Below are 19,660 nucleotides of genomic sequence, written 5' to 3'. Positions count from 1 at the left end.
CAGCATGAAAAGTGGATTTCGTCATCACCGGCATCAGTCAGTGAAGAGCGGAATCAAGTAGGGTGGAACCGCGGGAGTACATGAACAGCTCTCGTCCCTATGTCTGAATTTCAGGCATGGGGGCGGGAGCTTTTTGGTCTGGAACGGAGAATATCTTATCTTCCTTCCGGAATAGAGGAGCGCCGCCTCCATCGCAGGACGTTATGCCGGGCATTGTATCGGTTGGTCTTCAGGGACCGCAAATCCGGCAGCTCTCAAAATTAACGCGAAGGAGTCGGTAGCATGAATTTTCAGCAGATGATTTTGACGCTGAATGAGTTCTGGTCGAAGCAGAACTGCATTATCGTTCAGCCGTATGACACGGAAAAAGGCGCGGGCACGATGAACCCGATGACATTCCTGCGCTCCCTCGGACCCGAGCCGTGGAAGGTCGCTTATGTCGAGCCGTCACGCCGTCCCTCGGACGGACGCTATGGAGAGAACCCGAACCGTCTGTATCAGCATCATCAATACCAGGTTATTATCAAGCCGTCCCCGGATAATATTCAGGAAATTTATCTGGACAGCCTGAAAGCGCTGGGGATTGATCCGCTGCAGCACGATATCCGGTTCGTTGAGGATAACTGGGAGAATCCGTCGCTCGGCTGCGCGGGACTCGGCTGGGAGGTATGGCTGGACGGAATGGAAATTACGCAGTTCACCTATTTCCAGCAGGTGGGCGGCATTGAGACCAGCCCGGTTTCAGTTGAAATCACTTACGGCATGGAGCGTCTCGCTTCCTATATCCAGGAAAAGGAGAACGTGTTCGATCTGGAATGGGTCGACGGCTTGACCTACGGCGACGTGTTCCATCAGCCGGAGGTGGAGCATTCCACATATACCTTCGAAGTGTCGGATGTCAAAATGCTGTTTAACCTCTTCAACACCTATGAAGAGGAAGCGCGGCGGGCGATGGACCGCCATCTCGTCTTCCCGGCTTATGACTATGTGCTGAAATGCTCGCATACGTTCAACCTGCTGGATGCGCGGGGTGCAATCAGCGTAACGGAGCGTACGGGCTTCATTACAAGAGTGCGCAATCTGGCCCGCCAAGTGGCGGCAACTTTTGTAGAGGAGCGCGAGAAGCTCGGCTTCCCGCTGCTGAAGAAAGAAGGTGTTCAGCTTGGCTAAGGATCTGCTGTTTGAAATCGGGCTGGAGGAAGTTCCGGCACGCTTTATCCGGGCGGCGATGGAGCAGCTTCAGGACAGAATGACCAAATGGCTGGACGTATCCCGCCTGAAGCACGGAGAAGTGCAGTCGTTCGCAACGCCGCGCCGTCTGGCCGTTCTTGTGAAGGATGTAGCCGAGAAACAGGCGGACGTCAGTGAAGAAGTCAAAGGCCCTTCCCGCAAAATCGCACTGGACGCGGCCGGCGAGTGGAGCAAAGCGGCGCTTGGATTTGCCCGCAGCCAGGGCGTATCTCCCGAACAGTTCACTTTTAAGGAAGTGGGCGGGGTCGAATATATATACGCCACCAAGAGCAGCGAAGGCGTGGACACGTATTCCCTGCTCGCGGAAGGCTTGACCGGAATCGTAAGCGCCATGACGTTCCCAAAAAATATGCGCTGGGGAGCGTACGATTTCAAGTTCGTTCGTCCGATCCGCTGGCTGGTCGCGCTGTACGGCAGCGACATTGTCGATTTTGAGATTACGGGCGTCAGAACAGGCAATGTCAGCCGCGGCCATCGGTTCCTTGGACAGGAAGCAGTTATCGGCCAGGCGGCCGATTATGCGGAAAGCCTGCGCACCCAGCACGTTATTGCCGATGTGAAGGAACGAGAGACTCTGATTCTCGAGCAAATCAACAAGCTGGCTGTGGATAAAAACTGGAAGATCGCAATCAAGGAAGACCTGCTGGAAGAAGTGCTGTTCCTGGTGGAAACGCCGACAGTACTGTTCGGCACGTTCGATCCGGCTTACCTGAATATTCCGCAGGATGTGCTGATTACATCGATGCGCGAGCACCAGCGCTATTTCCCTGTGCTGGATGCCGAAGGCAAGCTGCTTCCATATTTCGTAACCGTCCGCAACGGCAATGCCGATCATCTCGAGACGATCGCCAAAGGGAACGAGAAGGTGCTGCGCGCCCGTCTGTCCGATGCGAAGTTCTTCTATGAAGAAGATCAGAAGCTGAAGATTGAGGATGCCCTCGCCAAGCTCGAAAACATCGTTTATCATGAAGAGCTCGGCAGCGTTGCCGACAAAGTCCACCGCATCCGTCAGATCGCGGACAGTCTGGCAGGCAAGCTGCAGACAGCGCCGGAAGTGGCGGCGAAAGTAAGCCGTGCCGCGGATATTTGCAAATTTGATCTCGTAACCCAGATGGTATACGAATTTCCGGAGCTTCAGGGAACGATGGGCGAGGATTATGCGCGCAAAGCGGGCGAGGACGAGCAAGTGGCCAAGGCGATCTTCGAGCACTACCAGCCGCGTTTTGCCGGAGACGCCATTCCGTCCACGGAAGCCGGGGCGATCGTCAGCATTGCCGACAAAATCGACACGATCGTCGGCTGCTTCTCGATCGGTATTATTCCTACCGGCTCCCAGGACCCTTACGCGCTGCGCCGCCAGACGGCGGGCATTGTACAGATCGTGCTGGAGCGGAAGCTGCCGGTCGGTCTGAACGATATTTTCGAAATTGCCGTTCAGGTTCATGAAAATACTCGAAATTTGAAACCTTCCGTGGATGAACTGCGTACTAACCTGTATGAGTTCTTCGGCCTGCGTGTAAAGCGCCTTCTGTCGGACAATGTGCGTTACGATGTAGTCGACGCGGTTATGGCCGCAGGCTACGACGATATTGTCGCCGTTGTCGCCAGAAGTCAGGCGCTGGCGGATGCCGTGGACTCCAAGGAGAATTTTAAGAATACGGTGGATTCCTTCAACCGGGTCAGCAATCTGGCAGCCAAAGCCACCGGAGCCGCTCTGGATTCCGCGCTTCTTGGCGAAGCGGCCGAAAGCGCCCTGTATCAAACTTGGCAGTCGATTCATCTGCCTTACCAAAAAGCGCTGGAAGCGGATGATACGGCTGGGGCGCTTGACCTGCTCGCCGGACTCAGCGATGCCATAACCGTCTTTTTTGACTCCGTCATGGTCATGGCCGAGGACGAGCGGGTGCGGGCGAACCGGCTTGCGCTGCTGGCGGGGATTGATGCCGATTTGAAGAGCTTCGCCGATTTTGGCAAACTGGTCTGGTAGCTTCTGACTTAAGTCTGCATATGTTGCGTTTTGTGAAGAAAAAGGTCGGTCTGGCGGTATAGAACACGGGTTTAGGGTATAAATATACGGAACGGTGCCAAAGTACAGCTTATGGCTATCGTTCCGTATTTTACGCTTTTTAAACATTGGATGAGCCGGCAGGATTTTTTGGGATCGTCGCGTATATATATTACACGGGAAACGGTGACAGACTATGGGAAGCTCAGACGCTCGGGAAATAACTATCGTGGTCGATGCGGATGCCTGTCCGGTCAAGAAGGAAACGGCGGACACCGCCCGCGCTTTTGGGGTTCCGGTCATCATGGTATCATCCTACGCTCACGAACTCCGGGGCGGCGAAGGCGTCGCAGTCGTGCATGTTGACAACAGCGATCAGAGCGCCGACCTCTACATTGCCAATCACATCAAATCCGGGGATGTCGTACTGACCGGCGACTATGGCCTTGCTGCTCTGGCGCTTGCGAAGGGATGCCATGCCCTTTCTTTCAGGGGGCAGACATACGATGAGACCAATATGGATATGATGCTGGAAGGCAGGCATGCCAGGGCGAAAGAGCGCCGGAGAGGCCGTTACGCCAAAGGGCCTAAGCCGTTCACCGCAGAGGATCGACATACTTTTCAACATAAACTGACAAAACTTTTGGAATTATTGCAGGAGAATGTTCAGCCGTAGCGAATACTATTTATTTGTCAAGGGATGAAGGTGGTTGTTAGTGGCAAGCGGACACGGCAATATTCCCGAGGAAGTTATCGAAAGCGTATTGGCGCGGCATGATATTGTTGATACCGTAGGGAAAGTTGTCCATCTGACCAAGCGGGGGAAATATTTATGGGGCCTCTGCCCATTCCATTCGGAAAGCACCCCTTCCTTCACAGTTACTCCGGATCGTGGAGTGTTTCATTGTTTCGGCTGCGGCATGGGCGGAAATGCCATCAAATTCAGGATGGAAATCGAAGGGTTATCCTTTCCCGAAGCCGTCAAAATTATGGCCGAAGAGAGCGACATTCCGGTACCGGAAGGCGTCGGAGGCGTGCAGTCTGCGCATAACCCGGAACTTGACCGGCTGCTTCAAGCGTATGAATGGTCTGCGAAGTTCTATCATTACTTGCTGAAGAATACGGAACACGGCAAAGCCGCAATGGATTATTTAAGATCCCGGAAATTCAGCGACCATATGATTGATCAGTTTCAGATCGGATATGCGCCAGATCGCTGGGATACGCTGCTGCAGTTTCTGGAAAGACGGAATTTCGACCTTGCTGAAATGGAAAAAGGCGGCCTGCTGTCTTCAAGAAGCGAAGGCAAAGGCTATATCGACCGTTTTCGCGGGCGGATTATTTTTCCGATTGCGAACCGTTCCGGTAAAGTGGTGGCTTTCGCCGGAAGAATTCTCGGGGAGGGCCAGCCGAAATATTTGAATTCTCCGGAGAGCAAGCTGTTCAACAAAAGCCGGATTTTGTACAATCTGCACCAGTCCAAAGCATCTATCCGCAAAACGCGGCAAATCGTTCTTTTTGAAGGATACGGAGATGTCATTTCGGCCTGGGAATCGGGTGTGCACAACGGTGTGGCGACCATGGGCACTTCGCTAACGGAGAATCACGCGTCGATGATGAAAGCTTTGGCGGATGAGGCCGTCATCGCTTATGACGGAGACCGGGCGGGACAAGCCGCGGCGATGAAGGCTCTTTCGATGCTCGAAGCGACCGGGCTGCGCGTCAAGGTGGCGGTACTGCCTGGGGGAATGGATCCTGATGAATTTGTGGCACAGTATGGGGGAGAACGCTTCCGGGAACAAATCATTGAATCCGCGGTTTCAACTATAAAATTTAAGCTTATATATCTGAAAAAAAACCATATACTCCTAGAGGAAGACGGCAAAATCGCTTATGTCAAGGAGGCGCTGCAAATTATTGCTTCCCTGCATTCCTCTACGGAAAGAGAAGTGTATCTGAAGGAAATTGCCTCCGAGCTGGATCTGAGTTACGACAGCTTGAAGCAGGATTGCAATTTGCTCAGGGCTTCGATGCAAAAAAACATGCCCGAAGGGGATAATAACGTCAAAAGGTGGAATAATGGTAGGCATAAAAAAGGGCAGGTTCAAGCAAGGGCCTTGCTTCCGGCTTACCATGCCGCGGAACGGAGTCTGCTGTCCCTGATGTTTCAGGATAGTGACGCCGCCGCGTATGTAAATGAACATCTGGGAGAAGATTTCAACATCGATGATCATGCGGCTATTGCCGCTTATCTATACGCCTATTACGCGGGGGGCAAGCAGCCGGAAATCAGCCGGTTTCTGTCCTCGCTCCAGGACGACCGGCTGGAAAAGGTCGCAGCCTCGATTTCCATGATGGAGTCGCCGCCGGACTGGAGCACGCAGGTACTGGATGATTATATCCGCGAGGTGCGGAAATATCCCGTGCAGCGAATGATGGAGAAGAAACGGGAAGAGATGATTCAGGCGGAAAAAGCCGGTGATTTTCTGCGTGCGGCACAAATTGCAAGTGAGATTATAGCCCTAGAGAGACAGTGAACGTTGACAGGATGTATCTAGGGAGGAGGGAGTCGAATAATGGCGAACGATCAGCATACCGAACTGGAGGCGGAATTTACGCTCGACCAGGTCAAAGATCAGCTTATTGAGTCTGGCAAGAAAAGATCATCACTGAATATTAAAGATATCATGGAGAAACTGTCGCCATTTGATCAGGACCCCGAACAAATGGATGAATTTTATGAGCAGCTTAGCGATTTAGGGATTGAAGTCGTTAACGACAACGACGAGGAAGTGACGCTTCGTCCGAATGAGGACAACGAGAATGGAGACGGCGATGATTTCAGCTTTGACGATGATCTGTCGCTTCCGCCCGGAATCAAGATTAACGACCCGGTTCGTATGTATCTGAAAGAAATTGGCCGTGTGCCGCTTCTGTCCGCCGATGACGAGGTTGAATTGGCCATGCGGATCAAGAACGGCGACGAAGAAGCGAAGCGCCGTCTGGCTGAGGCGAATTTGCGGCTGGTAGTCAGCATCGCGAAGCGTTATGTAGGCCGGGGCATGCTGTTCCTTGATCTTATCCAGGAAGGCAATATGGGTCTGATCAAAGCGGTGGAGAAATTCGACCACAACAAAGGGTTCAAATTCAGTACGTATGCAACCTGGTGGATTCGGCAGGCCATTACCCGCGCCATTGCCGACCAAGCGCGTACAATCCGGATTCCCGTTCATATGGTGGAAACCATTAACAAGCTGATTCGCGTATCCCGCCAGCTGCTGCAGGAGTTGGGGCGCGAACCCACGCCGGAAGAAATTGCGGCTGAAATGGAGCTTAGCGTCGAAAAGGTTCGGGAGATCATGAAGATTGCCCAGGAGCCGGTATCGCTGGAAACTCCGATCGGGGAAGAGGACGATTCCCACTTGGGCGATTTTATCGAGGACCAGGAGGCGCTCGCCCCTGCGGATGCGGCGGCTTACGAGCTGCTTAAGGAGCAGCTGGAGGATGTGCTTGATACGCTGACCGAGCGTGAGGAGAATGTGCTTCGCCTGCGCTTCGGGCTCGACGATGGCCGGACGAGAACGCTGGAGGAAGTCGGCAAGGTGTTTGGCGTTACCCGGGAACGGATTCGCCAGATCGAAGCCAAAGCTTTACGCAAGCTTCGTCATCCGAGCCGGAGCAAACGGCTTAAAGATTTTCTGGAATAACCGCTTTTTACGGACCTTCTGCTGCATGCGGCAGGAGGTCCTTTTATTTTGGACCATAGCCGCGCTAGAAAAGAGGGATAGCCGTTGAATATGGAAAAGCGTGATATTATTTTGAGAGAAATCCAGTATTGGCGCCGCACCAAGCTGCTTCCCGAGCAGTATTGCGATTTTCTGACCAATTTATATGAGGATGAAGGCAAAGTAAAAAGTGAAAATCCGATAACGCTGCAGAACTTGCAGCAGGGAAATATTAAAATATGGCTGTTTGCTTTTGGAATTATTTCCTTGATTTTGTTAATTGGTTTTTATTTTAGCGTTTTTCCCTGGGGTTTGCAACTTGCAACAGCACTCTCGGTACTTATTATTTGTTACGGGTATGCCAGCCTATGGAGGGACAGAATGCCGGCAATCGGTCTGTCGCTAGCGGGAATTGGCAGTTTGCTGATGCTTGGCTTCGGCTTATGGATGATTTCGCTGCATAGTCTGAGTCCGCAAGTTTGGATTCCGATCCTTGTGGGAGCCTGCGGGCTGGTCTGGATCATGCTTGGATTTAAGCTTCGGATCGGTCTGCTTCAGTTCAGCGGTTACGGGGCGCTAAGCCTGCTGTATGCCGGGTTCGCAGGCAGGCTTCGTCCAGAGGCGGGCCTGTGGGAGCTGCAGCTGCTCTGGCTTCCGCTGTGCGTGCTGATGATCTGGCTGAGTTGGCTGCTGTACCATAGGGTGAAAGGTGTTTCCGGCGTCTATTTTGCGGTAGGAGTTGCTCTATGGCTTATGCCTGAAATAGACAGCCTGCTGCTGCGCCATAATTACCCGCAGTGGATCTCCCTCTTGCTGATTGGAAAAATTGCGGCCGAGCTGGCAATGCTGTTTCTCTTTCGAAAAAAATGGATTGCGTGGGTGGCTACATGAACAACGTAAAATTATCGCAAAGACTCGGGCTGCTGCTTGAACAAATTCCGCACGGCTCGAAATTGGCCGATATCGGCTCGGACCATGCGCTGCTGCCGCTGGCTGCCGTCCAGACCGGACGCGCTGTGTCGGCTGTTGCCGGGGAAGTGAACCCAGGCCCGCACCGTGCAGCCGAAAAGGCTGTTCAGGACGCAGGACTGAATGATCGCATCTCCGTCCGCCGAGGGGACGGGCTGGAGGTGCTTCAGCCGGAAGAGGCCGACTGCATTACGATTGCGGGCATGGGCGGCGCTTTGATTGCCTCGATTCTGAACAGGGGCAATATGGAAGGTAAACTGGCGGCTGTCCGCACTCTGGTGCTGCAGCCCAATGTCGGAGAGGATATTCTTCGCCGCTGGCTGCTGGATAACGGCTGGGTGCTGACGGCAGAAGCTCTTCTTGAAGAAGACGGCAAACGGTATGAAGTTCTCACGGCCGTGCTGGAAGATACGGCAACGGGGTTAACTAATGAAGGCCTGTATGCGGATGCGGCGCGGGCGGGCGGAGAGCGTCCGTACAGCATGGAGACGCTGCTGCATATGGGCCCTTGGCTGATCCGGCAGAAAGGCCCGGTCTTCGTTGCCAAGTGGCAGGATGAAATATCCAAGCTGGAGCGCATTTTGGAGTCGCTCTCGCGGTCAGAGCTTGAATCTGCCGAAAGCAAACGGACGGAGATAACAGCGCGAATCAGAGAGATCACGGAGGTGCTGGCATGCTTGCCAAAGGACAAACCGTAATTCAATATATGGAGCAGCTTGCTCCAAAGCATGTGGCGGAGGAAGGCGACAAGATCGGCCTGCAGCTCGGCAGCCTGCAAAAAGAAATTACAGGCGTTCTGGTTGCGCTCGATGTGAACGACGAGGTGGTGGACGAGGCGATATCCCGCGGCTGCAATCTGATTATTGCCCATCACGCGATTATTTTCCGGCCGATCCAGCAGCTGCAGACCGACACGCCCATGGGACGGCTCTACGAGAAGCTGATCAAGAACGATATCGCCGTCTACATCAGCCATACGAACCTGGATATAACCGAGGGCGGCATGAACGACTGGATGGCCGAGGCGCTCGGCATCGAGAATGCCGCTCCGCTCAAGGATAGTCATACGGAACAGCTGTCCAAGCTTGTTGTCTTCGTACCAAAGGATCATCACCAGAAGGTGCTGGATGCTGTCCTGAACGCCGGGGCGGGCTGGATCGGCAATTACAGCCACTGCAGCTTCAATATCGAGGGCTACGGCACGTTTATGCCCCGCGAAGGCACCGACCCGTACATTGGCGAGCAGGGTAAAATGGAGCGGACAGAGGAAATCCGCATCGAGACGATTGTCCCGCTTGGCATCCGGGGCAAGGTTATTCAGGCGATGCTTAAAGCCCATCCATACGAGGAGGTCGCCTATGACCTCTATTCCATGGATCTCAAGGGCCGCAGCTTCGGACTGGGGCGGGTAGGCAAGCTGAAAGAGCCGACAACGCTGGAACAATTCGTGGAAACCGTGAAGACCGGCCTGAATGTGGAGAAAGTACGCGTGGTAGGGGACCTGGACCGGCCTGTACGCAAAGCCGCCGTGCTTGGCGGATCGGGCGGGAAATTCCTTGGCAGCGCGATCTTCCGCGGCGCCGATGTGCTCGTCACGGGCGATATCGACTACCATACGGCTCAGGATGCGCTGATGGCCGGCGTCGCGCTGATCGATCCCGGGCATAATGCCGAGAAGATTATGAAAGAAAAGGTTGCCGAGTGGATCAAGGATAAGCTGACGGAGCATAAATATGAAACGCCGGTTTACGCTTCCGAAGTGAATACGGAGCCGTTCCGGTTCATGTGATGAACTCAAAAGGCCGTGGATCTCTACATCAGTAGAAATGCACGGCTTTTTTAATGTTCTTCTAATAGCGATGAAAAAATTTGGAATTCGGTGAGCGCTATTTAAATCTTTTTCATACCCTGCGGTGTATATATTGTTGTCAGAAAAAAGGAGGGAGAGGAGATTGCTGGATGACAAGCAGTTAATCGAGGAATTTCGAAAAGGGAGCGAATCGGCCATTGAACTGTTGATTAAACGCCATTACGACAAAGTGTTCGCCTATATCTACCGCAGCACCTGGGATTACCATACCGCCTGCGATCTATCGCAGACTGTGTTCGAGCGGGCGGTGACGGGGCTAGGCGGCTACCGGAGCGAGCGGGGAGCGTTCTTGTCCTGGCTGTTAACGATCGCGGTTAATACGTGCCGGAATTATTTTCGCAGCAGCGCCTTTCGGACAACGAGGCGGCAGGTTGCCCTGGATGAGACCGTAAGCGCGGAATTCAACGTCGTTTCACTACTTGAACGAAAAGAGGAGCAGGCGCTTATCCGGAATGCCCTGCAGGAGCTTCCTGCCCTTCAGAGGGAAGTGATTATTTTGCGGATCTATCACGAGCTGGCCTTTAAAGAAATCGCCGAAGTGACAGGAAGCGGTGAATCCACGGTCAAGTCACGGTATCGCCAAGGGCTGTCCAAATTGAAAAAAACACTGGAGAGGAGTGAATGGGATGAAGCGCAAGAGCAACATGGAGAAAGGGAAAACAATCATTTTGCATAGGAGCGGGACAGCGGACGGCGGCTGGGTTGAAAATGACGATCCTGAGGCCCCTGTGGGAGAGGACCTTGTGCCGGAGGAAAACGATGCCTCATTCTATGGTGTCATGGCCCGCCTCCAAGGACATCAGATTCCTACGCCAGTCGAACGGGATATCGGGAAAGCTGTGGAAGAAGCAATGCTTGCCGTAAGAAAGCGAGACGCGGCAGTACAGGCCAGAGAGACCTTTTGGACCCAGACGGCCGAACTGCTCCGAGTATCCTTTCGCTATGCGGATTGGACCACGATGGTGTACAGTCTAATGATCTACGCAGCGGCTTACTTTGCCGTATCCCTTGGCGCTGCCACTATTCCGACATACATACTGTTATTTGCGCTATCGCCTGTTCCGACACTGCTCGGTATCCGGGGGTTTGTCCGCAGCCGCCTGAACGGGCTTGAGGAGCTGGAGCTTAGCTGCAAAATCAGCCTTCCGCAGATGCGGGCGGTCAAGCTATTTTTGTACAGTGTATTCAATTTCGTCCTTAATGCAGGGTTTGCCCTGATGCTGTTTCGAGCTGAATCGGAATTGTCGCTGCAAAGGATGTTTCTGTATTGGTGCGTCCCTTTTCTATTCTCATCGGCCGGGGGACTCGCTGTGGCTGTCTATTCAAAAGGCGTATACAGCTACTATGCGTTATGCGGAGCTTGGGCCGGCGCTATGTTGTGGATTGTCTACACGCCTGACATGGCTGAACGGGTGCTTGAACTGGGAACGCGGGTTTACGGGCTGACGGCAGCCGGATTATTCTTGGTTATGATCGGTCTCAGCGCAGCCGCATTTGGCAGGAAAGGAAGGATTATGGTTGAATCTCAGCATTGACAGTATAGTCAAAAGATACCGCCGCGCCACGGCGCTGGATTCGGTATCGCTGGAACTGGAGGAAGGACTCTACGGGCTGCTCGGTCCGAACGGATCGGGAAAGACAACATTACTCCGTATCGTAGCGGATGTCCTGCGGCCAACTTCGGGTGAAGTCCGCTTGGACGGCGTGGATAAAGACCGGCTTGGCGGACAGTATCGGGAAGTTATTGGTTATTTGCCGCAGGAATTTGGGCTTTACAAGGAATTTACGGTCATCGATTTTATGCTGTACATTGCCGCTTTAAAAGGAATCGACCGCCGCTCAGCTGTGGAACGGTCCCATATGCTTCTGGAACAGGTGGGACTTGAAGGAATGGAGAAAAAATCCTGCGGCAAGCTCTCGGGCGGCATGAAGCGGCGGCTGGGCATTGCGCAGGCTTTGCTTAACGATCCGAAGCTGCTCATTCTGGATGAGCCAACCGCAGGACTTGATCCGGAGGAACGGATGCGATTCCGCAAACTGCTTTCGGACATTTCCGGGCAAAAAATCGTACTGCTCTCTACCCATATCGTATCCGACATCGAAATGATCGCGGGTGAACTAATTCTCATCGAGAATGGCAGGCTGATCGGGTCAGGAACGCCGGAAGAACTGCTTGAGGAGCTGAGGGGGCAGGTGTGGACCGCAAAAGTGACGGAAGAGGAATACGGAGCTTTTGAGTCCGCGCTTTTAAATACCAATGCATCAGCGCATCCATCGGCTCGAATCGTGAACGTAACGCGAAAAGGAAGCGGAATCGAAGCCCGTATTTTGGCGGAGGAACAGCCACTTCCTGGCGCCCGGCCGGATGAGCCGGGACTGGAGGACCTTTATCTTCATTGCTTTAAGTCGAAGTACGAAGGGAGAAGGGGAGATTAACGAATGGATATATTGAAATTTGAACTTAAAAAGCTGTTCCTTAATCGCGTTAATCTCGTGGCGATCGGAATCTTATTTGCTGTAACGTTTGTCATAAATTTGAATTCAACGCTTGATTTGTACAAGAAAGTTGGCGGCGAAGCGCGGCTGTTCGAGATTTACCGGCCTTACGAGGGCGCCATTAACGAAGCTGCAGCGGCTGAAGCGAAGGTGATGATTGATCGAATGGATGAAGACCCGAACTTCGCGGATGGTGTCGATCCTGCTAAACAAAATTTCTATTACCGCTATAATTACACCGCTATTTATTTCAACTTGTACACTTTAGGCAGATCCTCGAAGGATACCCACCTGGCAGAGGACCCGAAGCATCCGCGAAGCCTGCGGGGCATTCAGGTCAAAATGCAGTCTCTTGCCGAAAAGGGACAACAGGACACCTACAAATACCGCTCGCTGGTGAACCAGCAGGCTCGAATGGCGGCCGTCGGGAAGCCGGGCTTTTATTACAACTACGACTGGTGGGGCTTGTTTTCCTACCTCAACGGTGGCGGAAGCTATTCATTTCTGGCCGTCCTCGTTCCCTTAGCTCTCGCTTCTGTGTTCTCCCGGGAATATGCGAGCGGCATGGACTCGGTTATCTTCAGCAGCAGGCATGGGCGAAAAAAGCTGGGACGCGGAAAAATGCTGGCCGCCACCATTTATATCGTCACAGTCGTTCTGATTTATAACGGGTTGCAGCTGGTGGCCTTTATCGGCGCGGGAACCGCCCGGGGCTGGGATAAGCCGCTGAATACGAATTGGTCGTTTGTTTTTACGCCGTTTGCGCTGAACAATCTGCAGTTTTATGTGCTTCAGCTTGGCATGCAGCTATTCGGATACTTGGCGATCGGACTGTTCACGCTTTATCTGTCCTCGCGGACGGCGCATGCGCTGTACGCCTTTTTTGGAGGATTGCTATTCGCCTTATATCCGAGTATCATCGGAATGCTTACCGATAAAAAGGAATGGCTGCGGCCGCTCGTGGAGCTAAGCGCGGGGCGTATGGCTAAGGCTTACCAGGTTATTGTCTTTTACTCTGACTTCAATTGGTTCGGAAGGCCCGTTCCGGCGCTGCCGCTGCTCGCGGCGGCTGTCCTGTTGATGTGCATTGCCGCCTACTTGCTCGCGGTGAGACAGTTTACCAGGAGGGAGGCCGCCGGATAAGGCGGACTGGAACACGGTTGGTTGACATAAAGGAGTTGCCGGATAACAGGGATTTCCACCGAAAAAAGGGAATAATTACACTTGTTTCGGGGCAGCGCAATCTGTATAATATATAATGTTGTTCGGAAAGTTTGACAGACAATCGCCGGCGGCATGAGCCGCGGGAGGAAAGTCCGGGCTCCATAAGGCAGGGTGCTGGATAACGTCCAGTCGGCGCGAGCCGAAGGATAGTGCCACAGAAATGGACCGCCGATGGCCGCTTGCAAGCGGCACAGGCAAGGGTGGAACCGAGGTGTAAGAGACCCCGAGGAACGCTGGTGACTTCGTTCCTGGTAAACCCCACCTGGAGCAAGACCTAATGGAACGCAGCCGATTCCGGGTAGGAAGAGGCAGCCTTCGCCTGAGGCGCGTTCGGGTTGGTCGCTGGAGCTGTGCAGCAATGTACAGCCTAGATAGATGATTGTCGCTCACAGTGGGAGGGTAGTTCCCGTCAGAACCACAAAGAGCACAGAACCCGGCTTACGGCAAACTTTCCTAAACTGGCAACACTTATATTTGGACAAATTTATAAGCGGCGGCGCAACCGGGAAACCCGGAAGCGCCGCCGCTTTTTGAATATATATATATTTAATTTAGAGGCTTCCCGGATGCAAGGTTTCCAGCCCTTTGCCGCTCCATTCTTCCAGTGCTTCCTCTAGCCGCTTCACGGCCAGCGGCAGCAGCTGCGGCGGCGTGTGGGTGAAGTTCAGCCGCATTGTGCTGCGGTCCGGCTCCCCTGGATAGAATACTTCGCCCGGGACGAAGGCGACGCCCCGGGCGATGGCCAGCGGCAGAAGCTCCGTAGTGTTGATGGACTTGTCCAGCGTCAGCCATAGGAACATGCCTCCTTGCGGCTCCTCCCAATGGGCGCCCGCCCAATTCCGGGACCGCAGCTCGGACGAGAGGGCCTTCATCCGCGCCTCGTACTCATGCGAAATGGTGGAAATATGCCCTTCAAGGTCAAAGCCCGACAGCAGCTCATCCAAGGCGCGCTGGTCGACGGCGCTGGAATGCAGATCGGCCGCCTGCTTGGCTCTCGCCACTGTGGAGACAAGCTCCCTGCTGCCCGCGATCCAGCCTGTTCGCAAAGCGGGGGCGACGATTTTGGAGAAGGTGCCGGTGTAGACGACAGCGCCGCCGCCCATACCTTGGTCGATAGCCGCAAGCGCTGGGAGTTCTGCCTTCTCTCCCCCGGCAAACGCAATTTCTCCGTAAGGATTATCCTCCAGAATAAGCGTGCCGCTGCGGCGGCACAGCTCTACGACGCTGCGTCTGCGTTCTTCGCTCCAGGTCGCTCCCGTAGGGTTGCCGAAGGTCGGAACGGCATACAGCAGCTTAGGCTTGTGGAGTTGGAGCTTCTGCTCCAGATCGCCTGGCAGCATGCCGTCCGCATCGCTGGCAACCGGGACGATGTTGGCGCGGTAAGACCCCAGCGCCTGAAGAGCGGCCAGATAGGTGGGCGATTCGACGAACACCGTGTCACCGGGATCAAGCAGCACCCGGCAGAGCAGGTCGATGGACTGCTGCGAGCCGGTCGTCAGCACCACCTCTGCCGGAGATACCGCGATTCCCTGCCGGGACAGCCTTGCGGCAACTTTTTCACGGAGCGGGGTATAGCCTTCGGTTATGCCGTACTGCAGCACGGAAGTGTTGCCGGACAGCGCCCGGTTATAAGCTTCGCGAACCGCTTCCAAGGGAAACAGGTCTTCTGCCGGCAGTCCGCCCGCCAAAGAAATGATATTGCCCCCTTGAGTCAGCTTCAGAATATCGCGTACGGCCGATGAGCCCAGATGACGCGCCATGGTGGAATAAACAATATTCATGCACTTATGCTCCTTACCTTCTGATTTGATGGTATCATAGCGGCAGAGGTGTATAACAGTAAAGCTTCAAATATAACAGTGGGGGTGAGCTAAAGCAATGCGTATCGAATTGAACCGCGCCGGCGGCAAACCGCTTCCGCTGCAAATTAGCGAGGCGCTCGGGCAGCGCATATCCTCCGGACTGCTGCAGAAGGGGGCGAAGCTGCCTTCCGTAAGGAAGCTGGCGGTCTCGCTCGGCGTCAGCCAGGTGACGATCAGCAAGGCGTACGCCGACCTCGAAAGACGCGGACGGATTGTGCGCCGCCAAGGCCTCGGCTGCTTTGTCGCCCCGCTGAAAGACGGGAAACTGGAAGCCGGGGAGTACCGCGGCGGAAGCGCCGGGCGGCCCGAAGACCGAAGAACCGGGGATAGAAATAAGAATGAGAATCAATGGGAGGAGAAAGGCGGCGGAAGCCGGAGTCCAGGCCGGAACGCATTACAGAAGGCAGCTTCGGCGCAGAGGAAATTCGCCTGGCAGGAGGACTACGGCGATTATTTGCCGCGAGCGCAGCTGTGGCGGAATTTTGATTACTCCGAGGCGGAATATTCCTTCCATCTGGCAGCCATTCATTCCGGACTGCTTCCCTTGAAAGAGATCGGCGAGGCGATGACGCTGCTGGTGGCGAAACGGCCGGAGCTGATGTCGGTCTACGGTAATTTTCAGGGGGATCTCGGGCTGCGGGAAGTGATGACAGCACATCTGCGGGCACGCGGCATCCCCCTGTCCGCCGTAAGTTTGATGATTACGAGCGGGACCCAGCAGGGAATCGATTTGGTGGCGCGGACCTTTGTCGGCCCCGGCGATGCGGTGTATCTGGAGGCGCCCAGCTATACGGGAGCTATCGACGTTTTTGCGGGAAGGGGAGCGGAGATGATATCCGTTCCCATGGATCAGGACGGCATGCGCATCGACCTGCTGACGAAGCTGTGCGACCGGCGTCCGCCCAAGCTGATTTATACCGTGCCCACGTTTCAGAATCCGAGCGGAGTTACGATGAGCATGGAAAGAAGACAACGGCTTCTCGAGCTTGCCCGAAGCTACCGCTGTCTCATAGTGGAGGATGATCCTTTCTCCGATTTATATTTCTATTCTCCCCCTCCTTCCTCGATCAAAAGCATGGATAAGGACGGGCATGTCATCTATATGAAAAGCTTCAGCAAAGTGCTTGCTCCGGGCTGCCGGATTGCCTGCGTAGCCGCTGAAGGCGATATCCTTGAACGGCTGATCGCCGCGAAGGCAGCGAGCGACCTGGGCAGCCCGCTGCTGAATCAGCTCGCGGTGCTCCCGTTCATCGCGGGCAAATATGACGCTTATACGCAGGAGCTGCGGACCGCGCTGCGTTCCCGTATGGAAAAAGCGGCCAGGCTGCTGAAACGTCACGCTCCGCAAGGAGTGAAGTGGAGTCTCCCCGGGGGCGGACTTAATTTGTGGCTTGAGCTTCCTGCTTCTGTCAACATCGGAGAGCTGTACAGGAGTGCGTCGCGGCAGGGCATTTCTTTTCTGGCAGGGCATGTATGCTATGCCGGCGAGCCGTCGTCCAGCCATATCCGGCTCTGCTATGCCCAAATGGAGGAAGCGCAAATGGAGCGCGGTCTGCTGCTCCTGATGCCGCTGCTCAAGGAAGCTATAAACGGCAGAATAATATGATCATTTGACCGGCGCTCTTATTTAATCTTCAGTCTGCGTTCCAGCAGATTAATTTTCTTCCTGACATGCTGCGGCCACAGCTCAAGCGGAACCTCGCCGCCGGAGGCTGCCTGCAGCGTTTTGTAGATATCCACCTGGCCCCAGCCAAAATATTTATCATGACCCGGGCTGCCGAGATCGACGGTATTCTTGGTCATGAGATCCATGACCTCTTGGTTCGTCAAATCCGGATTCAGCGAGCGTACCAGACCGGCGAGGGCGGCGGCATGCGGGCTGGCCATGGAAGTTCCCGACAGCGCGGCGTACTGGCTGCCCGGATACGTGCTGGCGATACTTTCACCGGGCGCTGCGACATCGACATAATCGCCATAGTTGGAAAAGGATGCTTTGTCGCCAGAAGCGTTCGTCGCAGCGACAGCCAGCACCTCGGGATAGGCTGCGGGATAACCCGGGCGTTCCGTGTTGTCGTTTCCGGCGGCGGATACCAGGACCACGTCCCTGTCGTAAGCGTACTTGACGGCATCATGCAGGAATTGCGAATCGGCATAGTTGCCAAGGCTGAGATTGATGACCTTGGCCCCGTTGTCCGCCGCCCAAATAATGCCTTCGGCAACAGAATAGGTAGTGCCGGCTCCGGTTTTATCCAGCACTTTGACCGGCAGGATTTTGTTGTACCAGCTGATGCCAGCCACTCCCTCGGAATTATTTACCAGTGCCCCGATAATGCCGCAGACATGGGTGCCGTGGCCTACATCATCGGCGGGTTTGGCTCCGCTGGTGATAGCGTTGTAGCCGGAGAGCAGCTGTCCGCGAAGATCGGGATGATCGGCCTGAACACCGGTATCGACAACGGCGACGGTAACCTTGTCGCTGCCCTTGGACAAATTCCACCCCCGGCCGGTTTCGATCGCCGGCAGATTCCATTGATAGTCGGGGAACAGCAGATCATTCGGAGTTATTACCGAGGCTGTATTTTCATCTGTAGAATCATTGGTTAAGTACAGATAGTGAGGCTCGGTGTAAAGTGGGTGCCACTTATTAGCGAAGTATGTCTTGAGCTGAGAATAACTCATATTGGCAGAACGGAAGATGTAGGCGTAACCCAGCTTGCGGGGAGCTCCGCAGCGGATGTCGGCGGTTATTATTCTAAGCTGGTCTGATCCCGGATGGCCTTCCCTGAACCGGACAACGATTTCGTTCTCGTAAAAATGGCTCGCGTTCTCATTGTCATGCCCGGTCTTGACGGTTATGTCCCGCAGTGTGTCGGTATGCACGGACTCGACGCGAAATTTGCCTTCTTTGGGGTAGGGGATGAGCCGCAAGTTTTTTCGCTGGTGCTCAGCCACCCGGCTGAGTATGGTCTGGTCGATTAGGGCGAGTACGCCGACTTGACCATCCCGGCTCCGCTGACCCATAATAAAGTACTTGCGGGTTCCGACGGCAAATGAAGGCGATTCGTAGGATTGATGCTTTTTAACCGCCGATTTGGCGGCATTCAAATACTGACGAAGACGCTGCTGCTGCTCGCGGGTGCCTTCGGGCGGAACGGATTTGAATGTCCGAATCTGCTCTCTCGAGAAATCGATCCACATAAGCATGGCAATATGCCCGTGACTCTGTTCCAACTGCTGCGCATACAATGCAACATCACGCGGCGGCTTGCCTTCGGTTGCCGTAAGCATTGCGCGCAAATCCCGGCCCGCATCAACGCGGTTCAGCTTATCCGTGGCGGCAACATCCTGGATCAGCGCCATTTTTTTCAGAGGCTTCTCCTGAGTTGGAGGCACATATCCCGGCTGCCCCCCGATGTTCCCCGTTCCAGGATGCGTAGCTATGATAAACACCAGTACGGAAGCGCAGACCGCTGTGAGCAGACCGGCGATGGCAATATTTTTGCGAGACATATTTCCCGCTCCTCCCTGACATTGTAATAAGGTTAGAATGGGAGGACACAGCCTGATTTATACATGTGTAAAAGGGATACCGCCGAACCTATTTTTATGTTAGGATAGACATGAAAACGATTGAAATGCAAGGAATTATGTAACAGCAGGCAAGTTAAATTTATAGCCGAAGACAATAAGGGGGAGCAACCGCCATGTCAGCCAATATTCAGAATTTGTGCGAAACGACGAGAGAAAAGCTTAAATATGCCATTGAGAAAATGGAGGCATTCCTAAATCACTACGCGCTGCCGCAGCTTGCGCCCGAACCGGACGAGGAAACGACGCATTTTTATCAAGGATTTCTGTCTGACCTCCGTCACTTGCTGGTATTCTCCGAGATGTCGTACGAGAAGCTGGGAGTTGCGCTCCGCCGCGCCACATTTAATGAGGAGTTTGCGCAAAAAGCGCTTTATAATGTTTACCACTATGGCGTCAATAACTTCTTCTATCCGAAAAATGAAAGCTACTCGGAAGATGGACGTTACGCCTACACGGGGCAGGATGCCATCCGTTTCCGCAAAAAGCCGGTTCGTCCCGTCCGCGATATCATTTTGGACATTACCAAGGTGTATGAGGAACTGCGCGATGATCTCACCTACTACGAGAACGATTATTTGACTGAGCGGCGTATGCAAAATCAATTGTAATTTCCAAAAGTCTCCCGAATGTGCGGGAGGCTTTTTTTATTCAAGAACTCTCCGCGCTG

The 19,660-nt window shown here is 54.1% G+C and carries 16 protein-coding genes and 1 other RNA gene; 15 read left to right on the top strand and 2 right to left on the bottom strand.

Going from position 1 to position 19,660, the window contains the following annotated elements:
- The first annotated feature begins 282 nt into the window (after positions 1–282).
- The 13 genes from glyQ to rnpB all read left to right on the top strand — a co-directional run bounded on the left by glyQ (position 283) and on the right by rnpB (position 13,996).
- Positions 283–1,170 (top strand): glycine--tRNA ligase subunit alpha, encoded by an 888-nt coding sequence (gene glyQ / locus VK70_RS15115; protein ID WP_025693599.1) that lies wholly within the window; start codon positions 283–285, stop codon positions 1,168–1,170.
- On the top strand, positions 1,163–3,238 hold the full coding sequence (glyS, locus tag VK70_RS15110) for a glycine--tRNA ligase subunit beta (protein WP_025693598.1): 2,076 nt from the start codon (positions 1,163–1,165) through the stop codon (positions 3,236–3,238). The genes glyQ and glyS overlap by 8 nt, the downstream gene beginning before the upstream one ends.
- A 214-nt stretch (positions 3,239–3,452) precedes the next feature.
- Positions 3,453–3,932: a YaiI/YqxD family protein gene (locus VK70_RS15105; protein WP_025693597.1), complete on the top strand. Its 480-nt coding sequence runs from the start codon at positions 3,453–3,455 to the stop codon at positions 3,930–3,932.
- Positions 3,933–3,972: 40 nt separating this feature from the next.
- Positions 3,973–5,793, top strand: a complete 1,821-nt coding sequence (gene dnaG, locus VK70_RS15100) for a DNA primase (RefSeq protein ID WP_025693596.1) — start codon at positions 3,973–3,975, stop codon at positions 5,791–5,793.
- 39 nt (positions 5,794–5,832) lie between these two features.
- Entirely contained in the window at positions 5,833–6,963 is a 1,131-nt protein-coding gene (gene rpoD, locus VK70_RS15095) for an RNA polymerase sigma factor RpoD (protein WP_025693594.1), read from the top strand.
- 84 nt (positions 6,964–7,047) lie between these two features.
- Positions 7,048–7,872: a hypothetical protein gene (locus VK70_RS15090; protein ID WP_025693593.1), complete on the top strand. Its 825-nt coding sequence runs from the start codon at positions 7,048–7,050 to the stop codon at positions 7,870–7,872.
- On the top strand, positions 7,869–8,648 hold the full coding sequence (locus tag VK70_RS15085; protein ID WP_046723450.1) for a tRNA (adenine(22)-N(1))-methyltransferase: 780 nt from the start codon (positions 7,869–7,871) through the stop codon (positions 8,646–8,648). Before VK70_RS15090 ends, VK70_RS15085 begins: the two co-directional genes overlap by 4 nt.
- Positions 8,624–9,739 carry a Nif3-like dinuclear metal center hexameric protein gene (locus tag VK70_RS15080; protein WP_025698544.1) on the top strand — a complete coding sequence of 372 codons (1,116 nt, stop codon included), beginning with the start codon at positions 8,624–8,626 and terminating at the stop codon, positions 9,737–9,739. The genes VK70_RS15085 and VK70_RS15080 overlap by 25 nt, the downstream gene beginning before the upstream one ends.
- A 163-nt stretch (positions 9,740–9,902) precedes the next feature.
- Positions 9,903–10,496: an RNA polymerase sigma factor gene (locus VK70_RS15075; protein ID WP_025698541.1), complete on the top strand. Its 594-nt coding sequence runs from the start codon at positions 9,903–9,905 to the stop codon at positions 10,494–10,496.
- Positions 10,447–11,355: a hypothetical protein gene (locus VK70_RS15070; RefSeq protein WP_025698540.1), complete on the top strand. Its 909-nt coding sequence runs from the start codon at positions 10,447–10,449 to the stop codon at positions 11,353–11,355. The genes VK70_RS15075 and VK70_RS15070 overlap by 50 nt, the downstream gene beginning before the upstream one ends.
- Positions 11,339–12,256 (top strand): ABC transporter ATP-binding protein, encoded by a 918-nt coding sequence (locus VK70_RS15065; RefSeq protein WP_025698539.1) that lies wholly within the window; start codon positions 11,339–11,341, stop codon positions 12,254–12,256. The genes VK70_RS15070 and VK70_RS15065 overlap by 17 nt, the downstream gene beginning before the upstream one ends.
- A 3-nt stretch (positions 12,257–12,259) precedes the next feature.
- Positions 12,260–13,459, top strand: a complete 1,200-nt coding sequence (locus tag VK70_RS15060; protein WP_025698537.1) for an ABC transporter permease — start codon at positions 12,260–12,262, stop codon at positions 13,457–13,459.
- 126 nt (positions 13,460–13,585) lie between these two features.
- An RNA gene (gene rnpB / locus VK70_RS26855) (RNase P RNA component class A) lies at positions 13,586–13,996 on the top strand.
- A 95-nt stretch (positions 13,997–14,091) separates the two neighbouring features.
- On the opposite strand, the gene VK70_RS15055 is transcribed toward rnpB, so the two are convergent.
- The gene (locus VK70_RS15055) at positions 14,092–15,321 is read right to left on the bottom strand and encodes an aminotransferase-like domain-containing protein (RefSeq protein ID WP_046723448.1); all 1,230 of its coding nucleotides are present in this window, start codon (positions 15,319–15,321) and stop codon (positions 14,092–14,094) included.
- Between the two features lie 97 nt (positions 15,322–15,418).
- Between VK70_RS15055 and pdxR the strand changes: the two genes are divergently transcribed.
- Positions 15,419–17,008: a MocR-like pyridoxine biosynthesis transcription factor PdxR gene (gene pdxR, locus VK70_RS15050; RefSeq protein WP_025695796.1), complete on the top strand. Its 1,590-nt coding sequence runs from the start codon at positions 15,419–15,421 to the stop codon at positions 17,006–17,008.
- 17 nt (positions 17,009–17,025) lie between these two features.
- On the opposite strand, the gene VK70_RS15045 is transcribed toward pdxR, so the two are convergent.
- Complete coding sequence (locus VK70_RS15045) at positions 17,026–18,912, bottom strand: S8 family peptidase (RefSeq protein WP_025695795.1); 1,887 nt, start codon at positions 18,910–18,912, stop codon at positions 17,026–17,028.
- Between the two features lie 194 nt (positions 18,913–19,106).
- On the opposite strand from VK70_RS15045, the gene VK70_RS15040 reads away from it, so the two are divergent.
- On the top strand, positions 19,107–19,601 hold the full coding sequence (locus tag VK70_RS15040; protein ID WP_025695794.1) for a YpuI family protein: 495 nt from the start codon (positions 19,107–19,109) through the stop codon (positions 19,599–19,601).
- Positions 19,602–19,660 lie beyond the last annotated feature (59 nt).

The organism is Paenibacillus durus ATCC 35681, from assembly GCF_000993825.1.
Taxonomy (GTDB): Bacteria; Bacillota; Bacilli; order Paenibacillales; family Paenibacillaceae; genus Paenibacillus_AQ; species Paenibacillus_AQ durus_B.
This window is presented reverse-complemented; position numbering and strand designations above follow the sequence as displayed.